Raw genomic sequence first — 24,482 nt, forward strand, 5'->3', positions numbered from 1 at the left:
TTTATGCGTTAGTCCCGCGCACTTCTTTTAGCTTCATAACCATCAGTTGCGCGTCGCTTTTAATCCATATATTATAATCTTCAATAGCCTGCAGGCGATCAGCGTCGTCAATGTAGCCTTCTTCAACGATCTGGGTCATCTGTGCAACCGACGACCAGATGCCAACTTTGTGTTCAAAATTTTCGTTCCCTTTTTTGTAAGCCTCATTAGCCTCAAGCACCTCAATATTTACTAAGCCGGCTTCAGTAAAGTAACCGGGCAGATCTTCCGAGATATGGTTGTTCATGCCTGCATCGCCGCGCCACCTTAAAAACGTAGCGTAAAACTTGCGCATACTTGCGGGTGGTTCCGGCTGCCATTCTAATGCTTCATGGTTATAATCGAGTACCGATAATATGCCACCCGGCTTCAACATGCTTTTCAGTTTCGCCACAGCTTCCTGCGGGTTGCTTAACCATTGCAACACCCGCGCGGCTACTATCAGGTCGAATTTTTCTGTTGGTTCATAAGTGAACAGGTCCGCATTTATAAGTTCCAGATTGGTAACACCAGCATAGGTTTCTTTACCGCTCTCGATAAAGTAAGCCGTGTTATCAATGCCGGTTACTTGTCCCGTTGGCCCAATCAGTTTTGCAATGTCCTTAGAGATAGCGCCGGTTCCGCAACCGATATCCAGCACGCGCCAGCCATCTTTAAGCAGGGGCGGGAGTGTGGCATAGTCGGCCTCAAGGCTGCGCTCATCAAACAGCTTTGCGGTGCCTTTGCCTTCGCGTTTTATCTCTTTTTGTTGGTTCATTTGTTCACTTGTTCAATAATTCATTGGTCTTGCAACCGCGACTATCTTGCAACTTCAAATTCTTCTATCTTATTTTTTTGACTAAGGATATAATCGATATCATCATAGCCGTTGGTCATGCAGGCTTTTTTGTAGGGGTTAACCTCAAAGCTTTCCTGCTCGCCGGTTTTAACAATTTTGATAAATTGGTCTACCAGGTCTATTTCCACTTCCGCTGTGTGATCAGCGTCGACAGCGTCGAAAATTTTCTTCAGGAATTCCTCGCTTACCTGTACCGGAAGCAAACCGTTGTTCAGCGCGTTCCCCTTAAAAATATCGGCAAAGAAACTGCTTACCACGGCATCGAAACCATAGTCGGCAATGGCCCAGGCAGCATGCTCGCGGCTACTGCCACAACCAAAATTTTTACCCGCAACCAGGATCTTGCCGCTGTATTTCGGTTCGTTAAGTACAAAATCTGTTTTTGGATTGCCGTCGTTATCAAAACGCCAGTCGCGAAACAGGTTATTGCCAAAACCCTCGCGGGTGGTGGCCTTTAAAAAACGTGCAGGGATAATCTGGTCCGTATCGATGTTCTCGATAGGCAAGGGTACCACGCTGGTTTGTATGTGTTTGAATATTTTAGTTGCCATTACACTAATTCCTCCTTATTAAGAAATGTACGGATATCAGTTACCACCCCCGTTATGGCACTTGCCGCTGCTGTTAGCGGGCTGGCAAGAAACGTGCGTGAGTTTGGCCCCTGTCTGCCCTCGAAGTTCCTGTTAGAAGTAGATACACAGTATTTACCTGCGGGGATCTTGTCTTCGTTCATGCCTAAACATGCGCTGCAACCTGGCTCGCGTAGGGGGAAACCTGCCGCGTCGAAGATCTTATCCAAACCTTCGCGGATGGCTTGTTCCTGTACTTGTTTCGATCCTGGGACAACCCAAACCGTTACATTTTCAGCCTTGTGTTTCCCTTTTACAAACTGGGCAACCTCACGCAGGTCTTCAATGCGGCTGTTGGTACAGCTACCAATGAAAACGTAATCGATAGGCTTGCCCAACAATTGCTGATCGTCCTGGAGACCCATATAATCAAGGGCTTTTTTGTATGAGCCTTGTTCTTTTTGTTCGAAAGAAGAAGTCTCGGGAACGTGTTGCGTAACGCCGATGCCCATACCGGGGTTGGTACCGTAGGTTATCATCGGCTCAATGTCTTCAGCATTAAAGCTTAGCACGCTGTCAAAAGCAGCATCGTCGTCAGAGTACAGCGTTTGCCAGTAAGCTACAGCCTTGTCCCAATCTTCGCCTTTTGGTGCAAATTCGCGGCCTTTAACGTAGTTGATGGTCGTTTCGTCTGGCGCTATCAATCCGCAACGGGCACCCATTTCGATGCTCATGTTACATATGGTCATGCGGCCTTCCATACTTAAACCTCGGATGGTATCACCGGCATATTCAACCGCATAACCCGTACCGCCTGCGGCCGAAATCTGCGAAATGATGTAGAGGATGATGTCCTTTGCACCTACGCCTTTTTGCAATTGGCCGTTTACCTCAATTTTCATGCGCTTAGGGCGAGATTGCAGTAAACATTGGGTAGCCAAAACCTGCTCTACCTGCGAGGTGCCTATACCGAACGCGATAGCGCCAAAAGCGCCATGGGTTGATGTATGGCTGTCGCCGCAAACGTAGGTGCCGCCGGGACGGGTGATGCCAAGCTCGGGGCCTATAACGTGGACGATACCCTGGAAAGGATGCCCCAAACCGTAAAGTTCAATACCGAACTCCGCGCAGTTTTTGGTGAGCATATCAACCTGGTATCGGGAAAGTTCTTCTTTAATGGGGAGGTGCTGGTCCCAGGTGGGGACGTTGTGGTCGGCCGTGGCAACGGTTTGTTGCGGCCTGAAAACAGGTAAACCACGTTGGCGCAAACCATCAAATGCCTGCGGGCTGGTTACCTCATGAATAAAATGTGTGTCGATGTACAAAATATCCGGGAAGCCTTCAGCGCTACTGACGACGTGTGCATCCCAGATCTTGTCAAATAATGTTTGTCCCATTTTTTAAGTCTTTAGTCTCAAGTTTTAAGTCGTAAGTCATCAGCAGACTTTCTACTAACGACTTACGACTCAAGACTTATATTATGCTTCTACAGCCTGGTTTTCGGGGCGTAAACTGCGTACAGTTTTGCCTGCCTGCCAAAGTTCGCTGTCGCGTAATTCTTTTAATTCGGCATCCAGTTTCTCGCGGTAATCTTCTTTACTGTTGCTGTCGATCGATTTTTGTGATTCAACCCCGGTTGAAACGCTTTTATAAAGATCTTCGAATACCGGTTTGGTAGCGTCGCGGAATTTCTTCCACCAGTCCAATGCGCCGCGTTGAGCAGTAGTTGAACAGTTGGCGTACATCCAGTCCATACCGTTCTCTGCAACCAATGGCATTAACGATTGGGTAAGCTCCTCAACAGTTTCGTTAAACGACTCTGAAGGTGAGTGGCCGTTGCTGCGTAACACTTCGTATTGTGCAGCGAAGATACCCTGTATACAACCCATTAGCGTACCACGCTCGCCTGTTAAATCGCTGTATACTTCTTTTTTGAAATCGGTTTCGAAAAGGTAACCGCTACCAACGGCGATACCTAAAGCGATAACACGCTCAAAGGCTTTACCAGTAGCATCCTGGAAAATAGCGTAGCTTGAGTTTAAGCCGCGGCCTTGCAGGAACATACGGCGTAACGATGTGCCCGAACCTTTTGGTGCAACCAAAAATACATCCACATCAGCAGGAGGGATGATACCGGTTTGCTCGTTAAAGGTGATACCAAAACCATGCGAGAAATAAAGTGCTTTACCGGGGGTTAGGTGTTTTTTAACAGTTGGCCATAAAGCTATCTGCGCGGCATCGCTTAACAAATAACAAATAACGGTTCCTCTTTCAAGGGCTTCTTCAATTTCAAAAAGGGTTTCGCCGGGTACAAAGCCATCAGCGATAGCTTTATCCCATGTTTTTGTGCCTTTACGCTGGCCAACAATTACGTTAATGCCATTGTCTTTTTGATTGAGCGCCTGGCCCGGACCCTGAACACCATAGCCAATTACCGCTACAACTTCATCTTTTAATACGTCCTGAGCTTTTGCTAAAGGGAACTCTTCGCGGGTTACTACATTCTCTTCAGTACCGCCGAAATTTAGTTTTGCCATTGTTTTGATTTTTGATTTTTGGGGATTTCACCGATTTAAGATGATTTCACCGATTGGTTCTTTTATTGTGATTTATAATTTACTTTTTGATTTGCAGACTGGTACGATAGCTATCAAGAGATTTCGCCGATTAATAACTAATCTCTACTCACTATTCTCCAATCTCTAACATTTACATCGTAAACACTTTTTGCCCCTGGTTAAGGTATTCGTTTTCTATAACGTCCTCTCCCGGTTCAAGCCTTTCAAATTCGCGGAGTTTGCTGTTAAAGCCTTCGCTATCTTTAATGATAGCAACACGTGCGCTGCGTACAAATTCTATCAGTCCGTAAGGTTGTAGTATGCTGATCAGGTTGTCAGTTTCCTCGCGGTGGCCGGTGGTTTCAAACACGGTGTAGTCCTTACGTAAAACCACTACACGCGCACCATTTTCGCGCAGTAAACGCTCTACGCTAACACGCTCGGCAATAACATCGGTAGATACCTTGTATAAGGCCAGTTCCTGCCAAATAACATCGGCATTGGTATGGTAATACACCTTTAGTACTTCCACCTGTTTCTCTATCTGGCGGGTAAGCTTGCGCACTACCTCTTCAGATTCGGTTATCACGATATTGAAACGGTGGATACTCTCAATCTCGGATGGAGAAGTGTTAAGACTATCGATATTGATCTTACGACGTGTGAATATGATGGCGATACGGTTAAGCAAACCTATCTGGTTCTCGGTGTAAACCGTTATATTAAATTCCTGCTTGGCGTTATCCTGATTTTCCATGTTGTTTGTACTTTAACTCCTCTCCTTTGGAGAGGTTGGGTGAGGCATATTACTTTAACCTGATCTCGCTTACACTGCAACCTTGCGGTACCATGGGGAACACGTTGTTCTCCTTGGTTACCATTACTTCTAAAAGGAACGAGCCGGGGTTGCTCAACATTTCATTTAATGCTGATGACAGGTCGCTGCGGTCGCTGATGGATTTACCGGGAATGCGGTATGCAGCAGCCAGTGCCACAAAGTCCGGACTTTCGATATCCACAAACGAATAGCGGCGTTGGTTGAACAGTTCCTGCCACTGGCGCACCATGCCCAGGAAACGGTTATTAAGGATGATGATCTTTACATCGATGCCGCTTTGCATTACGGTACCCAATTCCTGGCAGGTCATCTGGAAACCACCATCGCCAATAATGGCAACCACTGTGCGGTTTTGCGCGCCAAACTTAGCGCCAATAGCTGCCGGCAGGGCAAAGCCCATAGTACCCAGACCACCGCTGGTAACGTTACTGCGGGTATTATTGAATTGCGCATAACGGCAGGCTACCATTTGGTGCTGGCCAACGTCGGTCACAATAACAGCCTCTCCTTTGGTTATCTCATTCAGTTGTTTGATAACCTCGCCCATGGTCATTTCGTCCGTAGTCGGGTTTAGCTCGTCGTGTATTACCTGCTCAACTTCCTGGCGGGTGTAGTCTTTAAACTTATCGTGCCAGTCGGTATGCTTTTTCTCTTCTATTAGGGCCGTTAACGTCGGAATGGTCTCTTTACAGTCGCCCCAAACCGGCACGGTAGATTTTACGTTTTTGTCAATCTCTGCAGGGTCAATATCCAGGTGAATAATCTTGGCCTGTTTGGCGTATTTATCAAGTCGGCCGGTTACGCGGTCGTCAAAGCGCATGCCTATGGCGATAAGCACGTCGCACTCGTTGGTCAAAACGTTTGGCCCGTAGTTACCGTGCATGCCCAGCATACCCACGTTAAGCGGGTGATCGGTAGGAATGGCGCCTGCACCAAGAACGGTCCATGCAGCGGGGATACCGCTTTTTTCCACAAAGGCTCTAAACTCTTGCTCAGCAGCGCCCAATATTACACCCTGGCCCCAAATGATGAATGGTTTTTTGGCGGAGTTGATTAACTCGGCAGCTTCCTGAATATACTGGGGGCGTACGATAGGTTTGGGCCTATAGCTGCGGATATGGTTACATTTTACGTATCCTTCAAAATCAAATTTCTGAATCTGAGCGTTCTTGGTAATATCTATCAAAACTGGGCCCGGCCTGCCGCTTTTGGCTATGTAAAAAGCTTTGGCAATAACCTCGGGAATCTCGGTAGCATCAGTAACCTGGTAGTTCCATTTGGTAACAGGGGTGGTGATGTTGATCACGTCTGTTTCCTGGAAAGCATCGGTACCCAAAAGATGCGCGAAAACCTGGCCGGTGATGCATACCAAAGGCGTGCTGTCTATCTGCGCATCGGCCAAACCGGTTACCAAGTTGGTAGCCCCGGGACCACTGGTAGCGAAAACAACACCCACCTTACCGGATGTACGCGCATAACCCTGACCGGCATGGATGCCGCCCTGCTCGTGGCGAACAAGGATGTGGGTTAGCTTATCACTGTAATCGTAAAGTGCATCATAAATTGGCATGATAGCGCCGCCGGGGTAACCAAAAATAGTGTCAACACCTTCCACGATCAGGGCTTCAAGTAATGCTTCCGATCCTGATAGTTCTACCGCAGGTGATTTCACCGATTCCTCTGTGATTTCTCCGATTTGCTGTGTGATTGTTTCCATATTATTTTGATTGCACCGATGATTTTAAGATTGCACCGATTTGTTTTATTATTCTTATTTCTTTAATTCTGAAATTCTGACTCAGACTATTCCATTTCATCTGTTACGCAACCTTCGGCGGCATTACTTACCGTTTTGGCGTAGCGGTATAAAAGACCTTTGCTAACTTTTAGCGCCGGTTTTACCCATGCTGCTTTGCGCGCTGCAAGCTCTTCGTCGCTTATCAATACATTGATGGTGCGATTGATAGCATCGATGAAGATCCTGTCCTCATCTTTTACAAAGGCTATACCGCCACCATCGTAAGCTTCGGGTGTAATGTGGCCTACAACAAAACCGTGTGTACCTCCGCTAAACCGGCCATCAGTAATTAATGCTACCGAACTGCCCAGCCCTGCGCCAAAAATGGCTGAGGTTGGTTTAAGCATTTCGGGCATACCAGGCGCCCCTTTAGGGCCTACGTTACGGATAACCACCACATCGCCTTTTTTAACAAAACCGCTCTGGATGCCGTGAATGAGCTCAAATTCTCCATCAAAAACGCGGGCAGGGCCTTCAAAGCTGGTACCTTCCTTACCGGTGATCTTGGCAACGCTGCCGCCTTCGGCAAGGTTCCCGTAAAGGATCTGTAAGTGGCCAGTAGCCTTGATAGGGTTTTCGGCGGGGAATATTATTTTTTGCTCTTCAAATTCTAATTCAGGTACATAGGCAAGGTTCTCTGCAAGGGTTTTACCGGTTACTGTTAAGCAGCTGCCATCAAGCCAGCCTTGTGCCAGGCAGTATTTCATTACCGCAGGCACGCCGCCAATGTTGTGCAGGTCTTCCATCATGTACTTACCGCTCGGCTTCATATCTGCCAGTACAGGGATGCGGTTACTCACGGTTTGAAAATCGTCCTGTGTAACTTTTACGCCAACGCTTTTGGCCATGGCAATTAAGTGTAGCACCGCGTTGGTAGAACCACCCAAAACCATAATAACCACTATAGCGTTCTCGAATGCCGCACGGGTCATGATGTCGGATGGTTTAATGTCTTTTTCTAATAATATCTTTATTGCTTTACCGGCTGCCAAGCACTCCGCTTTTTTATCGTCGCTTAAAGCTGGGTTTGAAGAGGAATAAGGCAAACTCATACCCAAAGCCTCAATAGCAGCGGCCATGGTGTTTGCTGTGTAGATACCACCACAAGCACCCGCGCTTGGGCAGGCATTTTTTATTACGCCGATAAAATCTTCGGGAGTGATCTGCCCCGCTATTTTTTTACCTAAGGCTTCAAAAGCCGAAACGATGTTAAGGTCTTCGCCTTTGTAATGGCCTGGTTTTATAGTACCGCCATATACCATTATAGAGGGGCGGTTTAAACGGCCCATTGCCATAACAGAACCCGGCATGTTTTTATCGCAACCGGGCAGGGTTATTAATCCATCGTAGTATTGCGCGCCGGTTACCGCTTCAATAGAATCTGCTATGATATCGCGGCTCATCAGCGAGTAGCGCATACCTTCGGTACCGTTGCTCATGCCATCGCTCACACCAATGGTGTGGAAGATAAGGCCTACCATATCCTCATCCCAAATGCCTTGTTTAACCAGTTTAGCCAGGTCGTTCAGGTGCATGTTACAGGTGTTACCATCGTAACCCATGCTGGCAACACCAATCTGTGCTTTTTGCATGTCATCATCGGTAAGCCCTATACCATATAGCATGGCTTTTGCCGCAGGTTGGGTCTCGTCCTGGGTAAAGGTTTTACTGTACTTATTTATCTCTACAGCGTTTGTAGTATCTGATGATGAACTCATTTTTGTTAAGCGTTTTGGTTACAAATTGGCCTAAAAAAGCATTTGCCTATTTAGGTTCCATTGCGTTTTTGTAAGTTAGATATAGCCTTATGGAATAGCAAGGCTTTAAAAATAAATTTGAAATAAGTACATAATTCTATTATTTATCAAAAAATAAAATTATATATTACAAATATATATAATTAAAGAATTATATTTTTATTAAATTATACCAAAGTTTAAAACGGTATTCGGTATGTTTTTTATGCATGCATAGTAAGTTGTTGAAATTCGGCGTAAAATGGGTGCTAAGCTCAAAAAATTAAATAAAAAAAGTCCGGCCATTACTGACCGGACTTTTCATTTATCAGTATAAAAAGTTCTACTTGTGGGTAATACCCTCAGCTAATACGGTAACCTTGTTGTTTAAGGCTTCTACCACACCACCCTGTATAAAAAACACTTCCTCTTTAGTACCTGCGGCACCGCGAATGGTTAGTTTGCCATCGTTTAAAGTAGAAATGATAGGGGCGTGGTTATTCAAGATCTCTAAAAATCCTAACGTACCGGGTAAGGTTACCGAGGTAGCCTCGCCTTCGTAAACTTTTTTATCAGGGGTAAGAATTTCTAATGTCATCTGTTGTTAGATTCAAGAGTTAAGAATCAGGATTTAAGATTTCTCTAAGTTCTTGATTCTTGACTCTTATGTCTTGTTTCTATTAGTTATTAGCTTCTGCTAATAATTTTTTACCTTTTTCAATAGCGTCTTCAATGCTGCCTACAAGGTTAAATGCTGCCTCGGGGTACTCATCAACTTCACCATCCATGATCATGTTGAAACCTTTGATGGTATCTTTAATGTCAACCAACACACCTTTTAAGCCGGTGAATTGCTCAGCAACAAAGAATGGCTGTGATAAGAAACGCTGTACACGGCGTGCGCGAGATACAACCAATTTATCTTCTTCAGAAAGCTCATCCATACCTAAAATGGCGATGATATCCTGAAGTTCTTTATAACGTTGTAAGATCTCTTTAACACGCTGAGCTGTATTATAGTGCTCGTCGCCTAAAACTGCTGCACTAAGGATACGCGAAGTAGAATCCAAAGGATCCACCGCAGGGTAAATACCAAGCTCGGCAATTTTACGTGAAAGTACAGTTGTTGCATCTAAGTGGGCAAATGTTGTTGCCGGTGCAGGGTCAGTTAAGTCATCCGCAGGTACGTAAACGGCCTGTACAGATGTAATTGAACCACGTTTTGTTGACGTGATGCGCTCTTGCATGGTACCCATCTCGGTAGCCAGTGTTGGCTGGTAACCTACCGCTGATGGCATACGGCCCAATAGTGCCGATACCTCAGAACCTGCCTGCGTAAAGCGGAAGATGTTGTCAATAAAGAATAATATATCGCGGCCTTTGCCTTCTTCGTCACCATCGCGGAAATACTCTGCAAGGGTAAGACCAGAAAGCGCCACACGTGCACGTGCACCCGGAGGCTCGTTCATTTGGCCGAATACGAATGTTGCTTTTGATTCTTTTAAGGCTTCAGGATCGATAGTTGAAAGGTCCCAACCACCGGCTTCCATTGAATGCATAAATGCATCGCCGTATTTTATAATGCCCGATTCAAGCATCTCGCGCAGTAAGTCGTTACCTTCGCGGGTACGCTCACCTACACCAGCAAATACAGATAAACCTGCATAAGCTTTCGCGATGTTGTTGATCAGTTCCTGGATCAATACTGTTTTACCAACACCGGCACCACCAAACAAACCAATTTTACCACCTTTTACGTAAGGTTCTAACAAGTCGATAACTTTAATACCTGTAAACAGGGCTTCAGTTTCGGTAGATAAGTCCTCAAAACGCGGAGGGGTTGCGTGAATTGGGCGACCGGCGGTTTTATCCAAATCGGCAATACCATCAATTGCATCACCAACTACGTTAAATACGCGGCCTTTAATGGCTTCACCAACAGGCATCTTAATAGCAGCCTCGGTATCTAAAACCTTCATCCCGCGTAGTAAACCGTCGGTAGAGTCCATCGCGATTGCACGCACACGGTCTTCACCTAAGTGTTGCTGAACTTCTAAAACAATTTTTTGTCCGTTGTCTTTCGTGATCTCAAGCGCATCGTAGATCTTAGGAAGATGTGCATCATCAGCGAAACTTACGTCAACTACCGGACCGATGATCCTTGATATTTTTCCAATGTTTGGCATATATAACCTGGTGTTTTAAATAATTTACAATGAAACAGATACCTTCTTTAAAAAACGATACTATTTCAGAGGCGCAAAGTTAAGGTTTATTGCCAAATATTAAAATAGCTTGAGGAGGTTTTTTAAACCAAAAATCACTTTATGGTTACCAGGCTAAAATAAGACAGTTTTTTTTCTAAATAATTATAATTAAAGCGAGTTAACTAATCACAGGTTATTGCTACTGGTCAAAATTCCAGCACTATTTTGCCCATGTGCCGGCTTGTTTCCATTAACTGGTGAGCCTTGGAGGCTTCTGCAACAGGGTAAATTCTGTATACCACAGGTGTTATTTTTCCGGATGCCAGTAAGGGCCAGATGTGGGTTTGGAGGTTTTGAGCGATAGCGCTTTTAAAAGCCACATCCCTTGGGCGCAGCATTGAACCGGTAATGTAAATGCGTTTACGCATTACTTCGGCAATGTCTATCTCTGCACTTTTCCCTTTCATGATATTGATAAATACCAACCGACCGTCATTAGCAAGGCTTTTTATGTTTGGGCCGGTGTAGCTGCCGCCAATCATATCCAGTATTACGTCTACGCCTTTGCCATCGGTTAGTTTTGCTATTTCTTCGCCAAAATCCTGGTTATTATAATTAATCGCTCTTTCCGCGCCGAGTTCTTCACAAAATCTGCATTTTTCATCACTGCCTGCGGTTACATAAACCTTACTGCCCAACGCGGTTGTCATTTGTATGGCTGCAACGCCAATGCCGCTGCTTCCGCCATGCACCAACAGGCTCTCGCCGGCTTGCAACCGCCCACGATCAAACACATTGCTCCATACGGTAAAGAATGTTTCGGGTAATGATGCCGCTTCGGCGAATGAAAAGTTTTCTGGCATAGGGAGGCATTGGCCTTCTGGTGCGGGGCAATATTCCGCATAGCCGCCGCCGGTTACCAGCGCGCAAACTTTATCGCCAACCCGCCAACGGGCAACATCGGCGCCAACTTCGGCAATAATGCCGGCTACTTCCAAACCCGGGACATCTGCTGGCGCACCGGCAGGCGGCGGATAATTCCCTTTACGCTGCGCCACATCGGGCCGGTTAATGCCTGCCGCCATAACTTTAATAAGCACATCGGTGGCAGCATAAGCGGGAATTGGCCTTTCCTCAATTTTTAAAACTTCGGGGCCTCCCGGTTGGGTTATAACAATGGCTTTCATCATAAAAAAACCAATTGTTACATGTTATGTTTTTGCCGATGACCGCGATCCATCATCAAATTCAACAAAAAGCCGCACCTTTAAATGATGCGGCTTGCAAGTAGTTAATAAGCGCAACCGCCTATATAATTTTCCGGGATGCCGCTGCCCTGACAAGTGCAATATTTGCCTTCGCCTACGCAAACGCCTTCCCAATCGCCGCTAAAGCAACGGCCGCCCGCATTGCATCTTACAGGGGTATAACCACCGCCTCTAACATTCTTCATTTCCTTTCTGTTCAGTTTAACAAATTTCGACATAATTTTAAGGTATAATTTAAAAATGATGCCGTAATCACGCCCCGGCAATATAGGCTAACATATTTTGAGATGTATGTTTATTGGTATTTGTTTAATTTTCGCTTAGGGGAAGCGGATTGTATTACCTGTTGATATAAATTTATTAATTAAAAGTAATACCTGCGAAAGTATTTTAAAATGAACAGGCGTTATGGTAAATGCTTTGATTATTATAAGTTTGCAGTGATACTAAACACATATTATTATGCCAATACAAACAGGACAGGCCGCACCGCAGTTTACATTAACCTCGTCAGATCTTAAAGAAGTTTCGTTAACCGACTTTAAGGGTAAAAAGGTAGTTATCCATTTCTTCCCGTTAGCTTTTACAGGTGTTTGCACTACGCAGCTTTGCACCATGCGCGATAGCTTTGGTTATTATGATGGCTTGAATGCGCAAATTTTAGGTATCTCTGTCGATTCGCCATTTACGTTGGCTAAGTTTAAAGAAGAGAACGCGTACCAGTTTCCGCTGCTTTCCGATTTTAACAAAGAAGTATCTGCGGCTTACGGAGCTTTGTATGCCGAGTTTGCTTTTGGTATGAAAGGGGTATCGCAACGTGCTGCCTTTGTGATTGATGAGGAGCAAAATGTGATATATGCAGAGGTGCTGGAAAACGCCGGCGACCTGCCAAATTTTGAGGCAATTGCCGAAAAAGTAAAGTAATTTTTAAAAAAGTTTGCAATGGATGCAGAAAATCCTATTTTTGCAGTCCGTTAAAAACGGGGCGGTTATCGGTTAGTGATAGCAGCTTTACATCATAAAAACGCATTTGTAGCTCAATTGGATAGAGCATCTCACTACGGATGAGAAGGTTTGGGGTTCGAATCCCTACAAGTGCACACATTTAAGCCTTTCTGTAAACAACGGAAAGGCTTTTAACTTTAATCGCAAGGGATGCTTAACTTAGTTCTGTTTGGTCCGCCCGGTGCCGGGAAGGGTACCCAATCACAAAATCTTATCGAAAAATTTGGCTTAATTCACCTTTCAACAGGCGACTTGCTGCGTGGCGAAATTTCACAAGGCACAAAGCTGGGGATCGAAGCAAAAAAACTGATGGATGAAGGTTCCCTGGTGCCGGATGAGGTTGTGATAGGTATGATCAGTAATAAGCTTGATGCAAACAAAGATGCAAGGGGCTTTATTTTTGACGGTTTTCCACGCACGGTTGCTCAGGCCGAGGCTTTAGATAACCTGCTTGAATCTAAAGGATCGGCCATATCCGGCATGATAGCTTTGGAAGTTACAGATAGCGAATTAGAGCAACGTTTATTAAAACGCGGAGAAACATCTGGCAGGGCAGATGATGCTAACCCCGAAGTGATACGCAAGCGTATTAAAGAATATAATGATAAGACTGCACCCGTTGCAGGCTTTTATAAAAAACAGGATAAATTTAAAAGCATTAATGGTATCGGTTCTATAGATGAGATCTTCGCTTCTATAAACTCGGTTATTGAAGCCTATTAATTAATTATCGTCCGAAAGTCGGGAAAGTCCGAAAGTCAGTAAAGTAATCGCGCTTGCTGTCTTTCGGACTTTCCGTCTAAAAAACTTTCCGACTTAAAAATAAAACTATGTCTCAAGGCTCAAATTTTGTTGATTACGTAAAAATATGCTGCCGTTCGGGACATGGCGGTGCCGGTTCGTCGCACCTGCACCGCGATATTTTAACTTCAAAGGGCGGCCCGGATGGGGGCGATGGCGGCCGTGGCGGGCACGTTATTGTAAAAGGAAACGCGCAATTATGGACGCTGCTTCACCTTAAATTTCGTAAACATGTTATCGCCGGTGATGGAGATTCGGGCGGTAGCTCATTACGTACCGGTAAAACCGGCCGCGATGAGATATTGGAAGTACCCTTAGGCACTATAGCCAAAAACGCCGAAACAGGTGAAGTGCTATTTGAAATAAACGCCGATGGCGAAACCAAAATTTTAGCTAAGGGTGGCCGGGGTGGCTTAGGTAACTGGCACTTTAAAACTTCAACGCAGCAAACCCCGCGCTTTGCCCAGCCCGGGGAAGATGGTGAGGAAGAATGGAATATACTCGAGCTAAAACTACTTGCCGATGTTGGTTTGGTAGGGTTCCCTAACGCTGGCAAATCAACCTTACTTTCGGTGGTATCTGCCGCCAAGCCGGAGATAGCTGATTACGCCTTTACTACACTTGTGCCTAATTTGGGTATAGTTGGCTACCGCAACAACAGATCGTTTGTTATGGCCGATATACCGGGTATTATAGAGGGTGCGTCACAGGGCAAGGGGCTTGGTATCCGTTTCCTGCGCCATATAGAGCGTAACTCGGTACTGTTATTTATGGTACCTGCTGATACTAACCGCACCATTAAAGAAGAATACGACATCCTGTTAAGAGAGCTTAACGAATATAACTCCGAGTTGATGCACAAGCCAAGGGTATTGGCTATAACCAAATCTGATATGCTTGATGAAGAGTTGCAGCAGGAAATGGAGAAGGAAGTGCCTAAGGATGTACCTTACGTATTTATATCCTCAGTTGCTCAAAAGAATATTACGGAACTGAAGGACCTGCTTTGGAAAGAAATTAATAAAGACGTTACCGGGCCTCAGTAGCAAAATAAAGCACGTAATTATCGCTAAGCTCCTTAAGCGAAAAGCCCTTATAGTCCGGGAAAGATTTTAGAATCACAGATGCCCTTATACCAATATATTTTCTTCGAGCTTCATAGTGCCCGAGGTAGCGTATGTTTTAGGTGTGTACCACAAATAAACATACGACCCCAACATAAATAACAGGAGCGAACCCGCTATCCAATACCAGCGGCTTACCAAAATTTTGCCTATTTTAAAATAGTCAACCTCCTGGTTGGGTAGTTTTTTGACAACTTTGTCTATCTCTTCCATTACTGCCTGCTAAGGGTAAAAATTATCAGTGCTGTGTTCAATAACAGTAATGCCGGTTGTATCCAGGTATCAAAGCTTTGCAGGTTTTCGCCGCGTATGGCGCGTTTATTTTGAGCAACGTAAATAATATCACCATTTTGTAAAAGCGTTCTCGGGTCTGATAGTGAATTGATGTTGCTCAGGTCAATTTCAGCCACTTTGCGGTCTTTATCTTTACCCCTAATTATCTTTATATTTTTTTCGTTGGCCCCGGTGGTTAAGCCGCCTGCCTGCCCAAGTATTTCTACAAGGGTAGTATTGTCTTTTACTATGGGGAAGTTACCGGGAGATTTTACCTCGCCTAATAAGGTAACCTTTAAATTAACAACACGCAATTCAATTATGGGGTCTTTTAACAGCGTTTTACGATACAGGTCCTCAATTAATTTTGTTGCCTGGGTGCGTGTTAGGCCACTAACCTGTACGTGCCCTATGGCAGGTAAGGCAACGGTGCCGTCTTCTTCAACCTGGTAAGTTTGGCCCTGGCCCGCAACCATATTTGCCGAGTTGCCATTTGATGCTACGGGCGATTCATCAACAATGTATTTTATGTTTTGCAGGTTCCTAATTTGTAACACATCCTGCGGTTGTATACGGTAGCTAACCGTTGGCATTGGCTGTGATATTGAGGTATCGGCAGTGGATGCTTTCTTCTCAAAAAGTATTTGATTTTGTTTGTAAGAGCAAGAACTGCCTAAAACAATAATACCAACAAAATAAATTAAGTATAAAGCACGCATATAAAATAATTGCCGCATAATGTTACTAATAAATTATGCAGCGATTTCAAAATTACATAATTTGCATCATAAATAAACGTATTTTTCCGCGGTGCATGACCTTAAAATATCAATAATAACTGTTGCCTATAATGCTCAAGCCACAATTGAGCAATCAATAAAGTCGGTAATAAGCCAGGATTATAATAACGTTGAGTATATCATAATTGACGGCAACTCATCAGACAATACCGTATCAATAGCCCAAAAATACCGTGAATATATAAGTGTTTTAGTATCTGAGCCCGACAAGGGAATTTACGATGCCATGAACAAAGGCATTGCTTTGGCAACAGGGGATATAGTAGGCATACTTAACGCCGACGACTTTTTTGCGGGTAACCACATTTTAACAGTTGTATCTGATGCTTTTAAAAATAACAATACTGATATTGTTTACGGCGACCTAAATTACATTAAGCCGGATGGCACGATCAGGCGTAAATGGGTGAGCGGCGAATATGAAAAAGGGAAGTTTAACTTCGGCTGGATGCCACCCCACCCAACGTTTTATTGCCGGCGCGAATTGTTTGAAAGGTTTGGTAATTATAGCCTGGATTTTGGTACCGCGGCCGATTATGAATTAATGTTAAGGTATTTACACCTAAACCATTTGTCGGTTTTTTACGTAAAACAGGTTTTGGTGCAAATGAGCATTGGTGGTGTAAGCAATAGCAGTATTAAAAATAGGCTCAAAGCTTTATTGTTTGATATGAAGGCGATGTATAATAATAGAATAATATTTCCGCCTGTAACACTGGTATTAAAGCCATTAAGAAAGTTAAGGCAATTTTTTTAATGGTAGATAAAATTTATACATTTGGGGTATATAATTGCCCCTAACATTTATATAGATGCCCGAATATTTAAACACGTATTATTTTGCGTATTATTTTTTAATGATAGCGTTTTCAGTTCTGATAACGTTGCTTTCCATCCCCTCAATTTTACACGTAGCACGCACCAGGCATTTATATGATGATGTTGGCCATTTTCGAAAACAGCACGATCATGGCATACCCCGTTTGGGCGGAGTAGCCATATTTGTAAGTTTTATAATTACCCTCCTATTATTTAGTATCATAGATAAAAACATACCTGTTAGTTATTTGCTTACAGCCAGCATTGTGCTTTTTATAATGGGTGTAAAGGATGACCTTTCGGGCGTAAACTCAAGCACAAAGTTTTTAATACAATTTATAGTAGCTACCATACTGGTTATATTGGGTGATATACGCTTTACCAGCATGTATGGCATATTTGGCTTAACAAATATATCGTACTTAACCAGCGCGGTATTATCTGTGCTGTTTATTATCCTTATTATAAACGCCTTTAATTTAATTGATGGTATTGACGGGCTGGCGGCTACCACCTGCATTATTGTAAACGGTGCATTCTCTATCCTGTTTATCTCCATGAAGCATTACGAAATGGCGGCGGTATCGTTAACCATAGTAGGCGCGGTAGTTGGCTTTTTACGGTTTAATTTAACCCCCGCAAAAATATTTATGGGCGATGCCGGATCCTTACTTATAGGACTTATATCCGCAATTATGGCCGTTAAATTTATAGAGTTCAATAAATTTACATCATCAGTTAACGTGCCCGCGGTTATCTCTGCACCGGCGCTTACATTTGCCATATTAATAGGGCCGATTTTTGATACGTTAAGGGTATTTACTTTACGTGTTGCGCAGGGTAAGTCGCCTTTCGCTGCCGACCGTAATCACATACACCACCGGATACTCAGGCTTGGGTATACGCATCTGCAAACCACGTTTTTACTGGCCGGTATCAATATCATGCTAATTATTATTGTGTTCGCGTTTGCCCATTTGGGTAACTTTACACTTATGGTACTTATCCTTTCGGCATCGCTGCTGTTTAACTGGGCTATCACATTCTTCTTACGTTCAAAAGAGCGCGCGAGCTTATCGGTTCGCAATCTGTTTGTGTAGCTTTTAGTGCCCTGTTTATTTTGTTAGTTTTGCATCCTTTAATTTAATTGTAAATGAGGATCGCTATAAACGGTTTTGGCCGTATAGGCCGTATATTTCTAAGAACCATTCTTGCAAAGCCGGGCATCACGGTTGTGGCTATAAACGACCAAACGGATACCGGTACACTTGCCCATCTGTTTAAGTACGATTCTGTACACCGTGGTTTTAAGGGTACGGTCACCCACGATGAAGCCAACCTGTATGTTAATGGCAACGCCATAAAAGTTTACCGGCAACCCAACCCGGCACTGCTGCCATGGAAAGAATTAGGTGTCGACCTGGTTATAGAATCGACCGGGAAATTCATAACAGAAGCGGGCGCGTCAAAACATCTTGAGGCAGGCGCAAGACAGGTTATCATATCGGCCCCCTCGGCCGATAAAAGTATCCCAACAGTTGTACTTGGCGTTAACGATGGTACGGTAGATCTTAAAGCGCCTATACTTTCCAACGCATCATGCACCACCAATAATGTAGCCGCAATGGTAAAGATATTGGACGATAACTGGCGCATTAAAGACGGCTATATTACCACCGTACATTCTATGACGGGCGACCAGAGCCTACACGATGCGCCACATAAGGATCTGCGAAGGGCAAGGGCCGCATCGGCATCTATCATCCCCACAACAACCGGCGCCGCTAAAGCCATAACCAACATTTTTCCGCATTTGGAAGGCCGGCTGGGTGGCGCGGGCATCCGTGTACCGGTGCTTAACGGTTCCCTTACCGATTTTACCTGCAGCCTTGAGGTATTGCCAACCGTTGCCCAGATCAACGAGGCTTTTAAGGCAGCAGCCAATGGCACCATGAAAAACGTGCTGGAATACACCGAAGACCCTATTGTTTCTACCGATATATTAGATAACACGCACAGCTGTATATTTGACGCGCAGCTAACATCCATTGTTGGCGGCCTTGTTAAGGTTGTGGGCTGGTACGATAACGAGATGGGCTACAGCAGCCGGCTTGCCGACCTGGTTGAAGAAATTAGTCAGCTACCCGCATGATAAAGTTTATTACAGCCAATGATGTATTGCCATTGCGTAACCAGGTTTTGCGCGATGGTAAACTTAGCCTACAGGAATGCCGCTTCCCTAATGATGATGCCGATGGCGCGTTTCATTTGGGTTATTATAAAGATGATGATCTGGTATGTATCGCATCTTTTCATCCAATGGGATATGAGGGATTTGAGGGTAAGGCTTACCAGTTACGCGGCATGGCCACGGCCCCGGAGTATAGGGGCAGGGGCTACGGAAATATGCTGGTAAACTTTGCCATTACATACCTGCGCGGGCAAAGGGTAAATTACATTTGGTGCAACGCGCGTAAAAACGCCATTCAATTTTATTTAGGTGTTGGTTTCGAGATCATATCTCCTGAGTTTGAGGTTCCCGGCATTGGCCCGCATCATGCCATGTATGTTAAGATACAATGAAGTTTTAAGCAAATGCAAACACCTTTTTAACTTTTGCGTTGGTGATTAGAATAAATTTACCCATTTTGGCCCCGTTTGTAAATTATATAACATCAATATATGAAGACAGTAGATCAGATCAGTTTTAACGGTAAACGTGCGCTTATCCGTGTAGATTTTAATGTACCCCTGGATAAGGACTACAACATTACCGATGATAACCGTATGACCGCGGCTTTGCCAACTATTAAAAAGATCTTAAAAGATGGCGGTGCCGTTATCTTGATGTCGCACTTAGGCCGCCCTAAAAATGGCCCGACTGAAGAGTTCAGCTTAAAACATATAGTACCACACTTAGCCGATCTGTTAGGCCAGCAGGTTGAGTTTGCTGACGACTGTATTGGCGAAGAGGCCGTACAAAAATCAAAAGAGCTTGAAAAAGGCGAAGTGCTTTTGTTAGAAAACCTTCGTTTTTATAAAGAAGAAGAAAAAGGCGATCAGGATTTTGCCGAAAAGCTTTCAAAACTGGGCGACGTATATGTGAACGATGCTTTTGGTACCGCTCACCGCGCGCACGCTTCAACAGCGGTTATAGCACAGTTTTTCCCGGACGCCAAAGTATTTGGTTACCTGATGGCTGCTGAGTTAAACAATGCCGAAAAAATATTGAACGGTGCTGCAAAACCTTTTACCGCTATTATGGGTGGGTCAAAGGTGTCAGACAAGATAGAGTTGATAGAAAAACTTTTAGATAAGGTTGATAACCTGATCATTGGTGGTGGTATGGCCTATACGTTTGCCAAAGCAGATGGCGGTACTATTGGTACATCACTGGTTGAGGCCGATAAACTTGATCTTGCACTAAGCCTGAAACAAAAAGCAAAAGACAAAGGTGTTAACCTGCTTTTACCGGTTGATAACGTTATTGCCGATAAATTTGGCAACGATGCTAATACTGATGTTGCTAAAACCGGCCAGATCCCTGATAACTGGATGGGCTTGGATATTGGTCCTGAAACCGTTGAATTGTTTAGCAAGGTGGTTGAGGAGTCAAAAACTATTCTTTGGAATGGCCCTATGGGAGTGTTCGAGATGGAAAAGTTCCTGGTGGGTACCAAAGCCATTGCCGAGGCTGTAGCCAAGGCGACAGATAACGGTGCATTCTCGCTGATAGGTGGTGGTGACTCTGCGGCGGCGGTAGCCAAGTTTGATATGACCAAAGACGTTAGCTATGTATCTACAGGTGGTGGCGCATTGTTGGAATATATGGAAGGTAAAGAGTTACCGGGTGTTAAAGCCATTAACGAAGACTAAGTATTGTAACGTAAATATTATAAGAAGCCCTTCCGAATTTCGGAGGGCTTCTTTGTTTTATTGTTTACTTTTAAAGCATCAATTCCACATCATGAAAAAAACTTTACTTATTGCTTTTAGCTTCCTGCTTTTGGCTTTCAGCTCTTTCGCGCAAAACGATGCCGCTTATATCAAGGAGAACTACACGAAGTTTGAATACCAGATACCCATGCGCGATGGCAAAAAGCTATTCACATCGGTATATGTGCCAAAAGATCAGTCGAAAAAATATCCTATCATGATGGACCGCACCTGCTACAGTGTTGCGCCTTATGGTGCAGATAAGTATAAAGGCAGCCTTGGCCCGTCGAGCCAGTTTGTACATGATGGTTATATATTTGTTTACCAGGACGTACGTGGCCGCTGGATGAGCGAGGGCATTTACGAAGAAATGACGCCCGAACTGGAAGTACATAAAACCAATAAAGATGTTGATGAAGGTACTGATACCTATGATACTATTGACTGGCTGCTAAAAAATCTGCCAAATAATAATGGCAAAGTAGGGGTGTGGGGTATATCTTATCCGGGCTTTTACACCACTACCGCCTTGCTAAGCCGCCATCCGGCGCTGGTTGCCGCATCGCCGCAAGCGCCAATTGCCGATCTGTATCGCGATGATGCCTTCCATAATGGCGCGTTTATGCTGGTTGCCAACTTCGGCTTTTATCCGGGTTTCACCAACAGGCAGGATGATAAACCAACCCAGCGCCGTGGAAAAGGCTTTAATCCCGGTACTGAGGATGGCTATAAGTTCTTTCTGGATATGGGCAGCATGCGTAATTCTAACGTAAAGTATTTTAAAGATACCATCCGCCTGTGGAACGAAATGATGGACCACCCAAATTACGACCAGCACTGGAAGGACCGCAATGTATTGACCCACCTACACGATATTAAAACCGCCGTGTTGGTTACCGGTGGCTGGTACGATGCCGAGGACTTATATGGCGCTATTAACACCTATAAGGTATTGGCTCAAAAGAACCCAACCACTCCTGTTTATTTTGCTATGGGCCCTTGGGTACATGGAGGCTGGGCACGCGGCAATGGCGATCATTTAGGCGATGTTGATTTTGGCGGCCCAACAGGTTCGTTTTACAGGGAAAAGATAGAGTTCGCGTTTTTTAGCCATTACCTTAAAGGTACACCGCTGGATATTGCCAAAGTGAACACCTTTCAAACCGGTGTAAACCAATGGAAAACCTACAAGGCATGGCCGCCGGTTGAGGCCCAGGAAAAAAACCTGTACATGTTGCCGGGTGGCAAGCTTTCATTCACCGCGCCAACCACTACCAAAAACGACTTTAAAGAATTTGTATCAGACCCGATGAACCCGGTGCCGTTTATTGATGGTATCGATTTTGATATGAAACGGGAATACATGACCGCCGACCAGCGTTTTGCCGAAAAGCGCCCGGATGTACTTACCTATAAAACCGAAGTACTGGATAAAGACATTACAATTGCCGGCAACATTTGGGCAAACCTAAAAGTGAGTACAACAGGTACCGATGCCGACTGGATTGTAAAAGTATTGGATGTGTACCCTGATACAGCAAGCGTTAATAAATTTACCGGTAAGGATGTAAGCATGGCCGGTTACCAGCAAATGGTACGCAGCGAGGCTATGCGCGGAAAATTCCGCAACAGCTTTAGTAAGCCCGAACCTTTTGTGCCCGGCAAAGTAACCCCGGTAAACTTCGAGTTGCAGGATGTTTTGCATACCTTTAAGAAAGGCCACCGCATTATGGTGCAGATCCAAAGCACCTGGTTCCCGCTTATTGACAGGAGCACCCAGCAATTTCAGGATATCATGAAGGCTAAGGATACTGATTTTAAAAAGGCAACGCATAAAGTATATAGTTCAAAACTAAATCCAAGCTATTTAAAGGTAAGGGTCTTGTAAAGATAATTTTGTCATGTTGAGCTTGTGGAAACATTTGTCGTTATATAGGTCTTCGATAAGCTCAAACTGAGATAGAACATTATTATTATGCCATTGTTAACGTTATTAACTAAACCTTCATAAAAATAATAACGCCGGCGTATAGCCAGTTAAGTAAACTCTGATCACCTATGCAATCATTCATCAACATCACCGCTATTCAGCACGTTGGTATACCGGTAACTAACATAGGCGATTCGCAAACGTTTTATGAGCGCCTTGGATTTAAAAGGGTTATGTTGGCAGGCTTTATGCACAATGGGCAACCAGGCAGTTGTGTTATGATGCAGCGTGGTGAAATGGTGATTGAAATATACCAGCTTCCCGAACAGGAATTGAACGATATTCGCAGTAGGGAAAATGGGCATATAGATCATATTGCCTTTAACGTGCCCGATATTGATAAAGCTTACGCTATGGCAAAAGAGGCAGGTTTTAATATTGTAGAACCCGGGCCGGTATTTTTGCAGTTTTGGGCTAATGGCTGCAGATATTTTAATATTACCGGGCCCGATGGTGAGCGGTTAGAATTTAACCAAATTCTTTAAACCATTTTAAATTTGCTATGTTTGCATAGTAAATTATTCGTAATGCTATCAAGTTGGCTTAAGCATTTTTTGGTATGTTTGTGTGTTTGCGCTCTATTAGAAAGTGCAGGCGTGTCTGTGCTGTCTATAATAGCTAAGCACCGCATTACCCAAACGGACGCGCAGGCTGCTAACGACGAGGAGAATGCTGCTGGGCGTAACGAAACTAAAGAAACCAACCCCAAAGAGTTTTGGGCGGTAAGCCCTGTTGCGTTACCGCAGATTTACATTAGTTTTAAAAGAATAATTTATCGCGATTATAACCATACCGCGCATTTAGCGTGGGTGCCGTCTGTGCCTACGCCGCCTCCCAACGTATAATTTAATTTCCTGTCAATTATTAATGCTGCCATTTGGTGCGGCTATTATTTACATTAAATTATTTTATATCATGAAAATTCACATCCCATTTATACTATTTTTAGTTATAGTTCTTTCTGCATTTACTGCATCAGCACAAACCGTTAGCGATGCGCAGATCAAAACCAACACTGCGCCCGTAACAAATTCGCTAAGTTACATTAACAAACTTCAGCCGGTTACTTACCAGTATAACCGCGGCGAATACAAGCAGCTTAACCTGCCCACAGGTACGCAATTTGGCTTTATCGCTAATGATGCCAAACTGGTAGTCCCTTCGGCCATTACTACGCACAACAATTGGTACACTGCGGGTAAAGGCAACCAGCGCGCCCTAACTACCAGCGAGGTAGATCTGCAAAAACTGGTGCCGCTATTGGTTGGCGCTGTTAAAGAGCAGCAAGCCCAGATAGAGCAACTGCGTGCCGAAATAGAGCAACTCAAGAAAAGCAAGTAAAATCACATTAATAAAAGCAGCGCCTAAAACGCTGCTTTTATTTTTTAAAGTTGTAGCATCATAAGCCAAGCAGGCGTAATAGTTATAAACCAACCAATTATGTATAAGAAACTACTTTTAGTACTGGTGCTGGCTATAAGCTTATCGGCATGTAAAAAAAATAACGACAAGCCAACGTGCGGCACACAAACCTGTACAGCGGTATTTGCCATAATAGATTTTTCGTTTACCGACGCAGATGGCAAGCCTACGGCCATTAAGGATGTATCATTAATAAATGTTCGTACAGGCAAAGCAGTCCCGGCAACATCCTATGCGGCTACTATTAACACTGTGCCCGGTGTTATAATTGTAGCTACCGATGAAACCAAAAGCGCGTTCTCTGCCGAAGGTGATGACGTTCGTATAACGGCTACAAGCGAAGCAACCGGCCAAACTAAACAGGTTGCCATAAAAGTATCGGGTGGCTGTAACTGCCATGTTAACAAGATATCGGGCCCCGAAACTGCAAAGTTCGATTAACAATTTCATACTATTCTTGT

The 24,482-nt window shown here is 44.3% G+C and carries 26 protein-coding genes and 1 tRNA gene; 14 read left to right on the forward strand and 13 right to left on the reverse strand.

Features of this window, described 5'->3' with window-relative positions:
• Nucleotide 1: 1 nt before the first annotated feature.
• The 11 genes from ACFQZI_RS03525 to ACFQZI_RS03575 all read right to left on the reverse strand — a co-directional run bounded on the left by ACFQZI_RS03525 (nt 2) and on the right by ACFQZI_RS03575 (nt 12,069).
• Nucleotides 2-796, reverse strand: coding sequence for a methyltransferase domain-containing protein (locus ACFQZI_RS03525; protein ID WP_377138469.1), 795 nt, complete (start codon nt 794-796; stop codon nt 2-4).
• Nucleotides 797-837: 41 nt separating this feature from the next.
• A complete protein-coding gene (gene leuD / locus ACFQZI_RS03530; protein WP_377138471.1) occupies nt 838-1,428 on the reverse strand; it encodes a 3-isopropylmalate dehydratase small subunit in 591 nt (196 codons plus the stop codon).
• Nucleotides 1,428-2,843, reverse strand: a complete 1,416-nt coding sequence (gene leuC, locus ACFQZI_RS03535; protein ID WP_377138474.1) for a 3-isopropylmalate dehydratase large subunit — start codon at nt 2,841-2,843, stop codon at nt 1,428-1,430. Before leuC ends, leuD begins: the two co-directional genes overlap by 1 nt.
• 81 nt (nt 2,844-2,924) lie before the next feature.
• Entirely contained in the window at nt 2,925-3,983 is a 1,059-nt protein-coding gene (ilvC, locus tag ACFQZI_RS03540; RefSeq protein WP_377138477.1) for a ketol-acid reductoisomerase, read from the reverse strand.
• A gap of 172 nt (nt 3,984-4,155) precedes the next feature.
• Entirely contained in the window at nt 4,156-4,761 is a 606-nt protein-coding gene (ilvN, locus tag ACFQZI_RS03545) for an acetolactate synthase small subunit (RefSeq protein WP_377138480.1), read from the reverse strand.
• 49 nt (nt 4,762-4,810) lie between these two features.
• Nucleotides 4,811-6,559, reverse strand: a complete 1,749-nt coding sequence (gene ilvB / locus ACFQZI_RS03550; RefSeq protein WP_377138483.1) for a biosynthetic-type acetolactate synthase large subunit — start codon at nt 6,557-6,559, stop codon at nt 4,811-4,813.
• An 86-nt stretch (nt 6,560-6,645) separates the two neighbouring features.
• Nucleotides 6,646-8,358: a dihydroxy-acid dehydratase gene (gene ilvD, locus ACFQZI_RS03555; protein WP_377138487.1), complete on the reverse strand. Its 1,713-nt coding sequence runs from the start codon at nt 8,356-8,358 to the stop codon at nt 6,646-6,648.
• 361 nt (nt 8,359-8,719) lie between these two features.
• Nucleotides 8,720-8,974 carry an ATP synthase F1 subunit epsilon gene (gene atpC / locus ACFQZI_RS03560; RefSeq protein WP_377138490.1) on the reverse strand — a complete coding sequence of 85 codons (255 nt, stop codon included), beginning with the start codon at nt 8,972-8,974 and terminating at the stop codon, nt 8,720-8,722.
• Nucleotides 8,975-9,056: 82 nt separating this feature from the next.
• Nucleotides 9,057-10,562 (reverse strand): F0F1 ATP synthase subunit beta, encoded by a 1,506-nt coding sequence (gene atpD, locus ACFQZI_RS03565; RefSeq protein WP_377138493.1) that lies wholly within the window; start codon nt 10,560-10,562, stop codon nt 9,057-9,059.
• A gap of 227 nt (nt 10,563-10,789) precedes the next feature.
• Nucleotides 10,790-11,773, reverse strand: a complete 984-nt coding sequence (locus ACFQZI_RS03570) for an NAD(P)H-quinone oxidoreductase (protein ID WP_377138496.1) — start codon at nt 11,771-11,773, stop codon at nt 10,790-10,792.
• A 101-nt stretch (nt 11,774-11,874) separates the two neighbouring features.
• Nucleotides 11,875-12,069, reverse strand: coding sequence for a hypothetical protein (locus ACFQZI_RS03575; protein ID WP_377138499.1), 195 nt, complete (start codon nt 12,067-12,069; stop codon nt 11,875-11,877).
• Nucleotides 12,070-12,313: 244 nt separating this feature from the next.
• Between ACFQZI_RS03575 and ACFQZI_RS03580 the strand changes: the two genes are divergently transcribed.
• The 4 genes from ACFQZI_RS03580 (at nt 12,314) to obgE (ending at nt 14,703) form a co-directional block, all read left to right on the forward strand.
• The gene (locus ACFQZI_RS03580) at nt 12,314-12,775 is read left to right on the forward strand and encodes a redoxin domain-containing protein (RefSeq protein ID WP_377138501.1); all 462 of its coding nucleotides are present in this window, start codon (nt 12,314-12,316) and stop codon (nt 12,773-12,775) included.
• Between the two features lie 102 nt (nt 12,776-12,877).
• Nucleotides 12,878-12,951, forward strand: a tRNA-Arg gene (locus ACFQZI_RS03585).
• 55 nt (nt 12,952-13,006) lie between these two features.
• A complete protein-coding gene (locus ACFQZI_RS03590) occupies nt 13,007-13,579 on the forward strand; it encodes an adenylate kinase (RefSeq protein WP_377138504.1) in 573 nt (190 codons plus the stop codon).
• 107 nt (nt 13,580-13,686) lie between these two features.
• The gene (gene obgE / locus ACFQZI_RS03595) at nt 13,687-14,703 is read left to right on the forward strand and encodes a GTPase ObgE (RefSeq protein ID WP_377138507.1); all 1,017 of its coding nucleotides are present in this window, start codon (nt 13,687-13,689) and stop codon (nt 14,701-14,703) included.
• A gap of 84 nt (nt 14,704-14,787) precedes the next feature.
• Here obgE and ACFQZI_RS03600 read toward each other — a convergent pair whose 3' ends face one another.
• Nucleotides 14,788-14,994: a hypothetical protein gene (locus tag ACFQZI_RS03600; RefSeq protein ID WP_377138510.1), complete on the reverse strand. Its 207-nt coding sequence runs from the start codon at nt 14,992-14,994 to the stop codon at nt 14,788-14,790.
• Nucleotides 14,994-15,791, reverse strand: a complete 798-nt coding sequence (locus ACFQZI_RS03605) for a polysaccharide biosynthesis/export family protein (RefSeq protein ID WP_377138512.1) — start codon at nt 15,789-15,791, stop codon at nt 14,994-14,996. Before ACFQZI_RS03605 ends, ACFQZI_RS03600 begins: the two co-directional genes overlap by 1 nt.
• 73 nt (nt 15,792-15,864) lie before the next feature.
• Between ACFQZI_RS03605 and ACFQZI_RS03610 the strand changes: the two genes are divergently transcribed.
• From ACFQZI_RS03610 to ACFQZI_RS03655, 10 genes are all read left to right on the forward strand, one after another.
• Nucleotides 15,865-16,611: a glycosyltransferase family 2 protein gene (locus ACFQZI_RS03610; RefSeq protein ID WP_377138515.1), complete on the forward strand. Its 747-nt coding sequence runs from the start codon at nt 15,865-15,867 to the stop codon at nt 16,609-16,611.
• Nucleotides 16,612-16,666: 55 nt separating this feature from the next.
• Complete coding sequence (locus ACFQZI_RS03615) at nt 16,667-17,773, forward strand: MraY family glycosyltransferase (protein WP_377138518.1); 1,107 nt, start codon at nt 16,667-16,669, stop codon at nt 17,771-17,773.
• 53 nt (nt 17,774-17,826) lie between these two features.
• Nucleotides 17,827-18,825, forward strand: a complete 999-nt coding sequence (gene gap / locus ACFQZI_RS03620) for a type I glyceraldehyde-3-phosphate dehydrogenase (RefSeq protein WP_377138522.1) — start codon at nt 17,827-17,829, stop codon at nt 18,823-18,825.
• A complete protein-coding gene (locus ACFQZI_RS03625) occupies nt 18,822-19,256 on the forward strand; it encodes a GNAT family N-acetyltransferase (protein ID WP_377138525.1) in 435 nt (144 codons plus the stop codon). The genes gap and ACFQZI_RS03625 overlap by 4 nt, the downstream gene beginning before the upstream one ends.
• Before the next feature lie 99 nt (nt 19,257-19,355).
• A complete protein-coding gene (locus tag ACFQZI_RS03630; RefSeq protein WP_377138528.1) occupies nt 19,356-20,549 on the forward strand; it encodes a phosphoglycerate kinase in 1,194 nt (397 codons plus the stop codon).
• A 91-nt stretch (nt 20,550-20,640) separates the two neighbouring features.
• Nucleotides 20,641-22,497, forward strand: coding sequence for a CocE/NonD family hydrolase (locus ACFQZI_RS03635; RefSeq protein WP_377138530.1), 1,857 nt, complete (start codon nt 20,641-20,643; stop codon nt 22,495-22,497).
• Between the two features lie 170 nt (nt 22,498-22,667).
• The gene (locus ACFQZI_RS03640; RefSeq protein WP_377138533.1) at nt 22,668-23,084 is read left to right on the forward strand and encodes a VOC family protein; all 417 of its coding nucleotides are present in this window, start codon (nt 22,668-22,670) and stop codon (nt 23,082-23,084) included.
• Between the two features lie 117 nt (nt 23,085-23,201).
• The gene (locus ACFQZI_RS03645; protein ID WP_377138536.1) at nt 23,202-23,444 is read left to right on the forward strand and encodes a hypothetical protein; all 243 of its coding nucleotides are present in this window, start codon (nt 23,202-23,204) and stop codon (nt 23,442-23,444) included.
• Nucleotides 23,445-23,514: 70 nt separating this feature from the next.
• On the forward strand, nt 23,515-23,940 hold the full coding sequence (locus ACFQZI_RS03650; RefSeq protein WP_377138539.1) for a tail fiber domain-containing protein: 426 nt from the start codon (nt 23,515-23,517) through the stop codon (nt 23,938-23,940).
• A gap of 99 nt (nt 23,941-24,039) precedes the next feature.
• Nucleotides 24,040-24,462 carry a hypothetical protein gene (locus ACFQZI_RS03655; RefSeq protein WP_377138541.1) on the forward strand — a complete coding sequence of 141 codons (423 nt, stop codon included), beginning with the start codon at nt 24,040-24,042 and terminating at the stop codon, nt 24,460-24,462.
• The last annotated feature ends 20 nt before the right edge of the window (nt 24,463-24,482 follow it).

Source organism: Mucilaginibacter lutimaris (genome assembly GCF_042676625.1).
GTDB lineage: Bacteria > Bacteroidota > Bacteroidia > Sphingobacteriales > Sphingobacteriaceae > Mucilaginibacter > Mucilaginibacter lutimaris.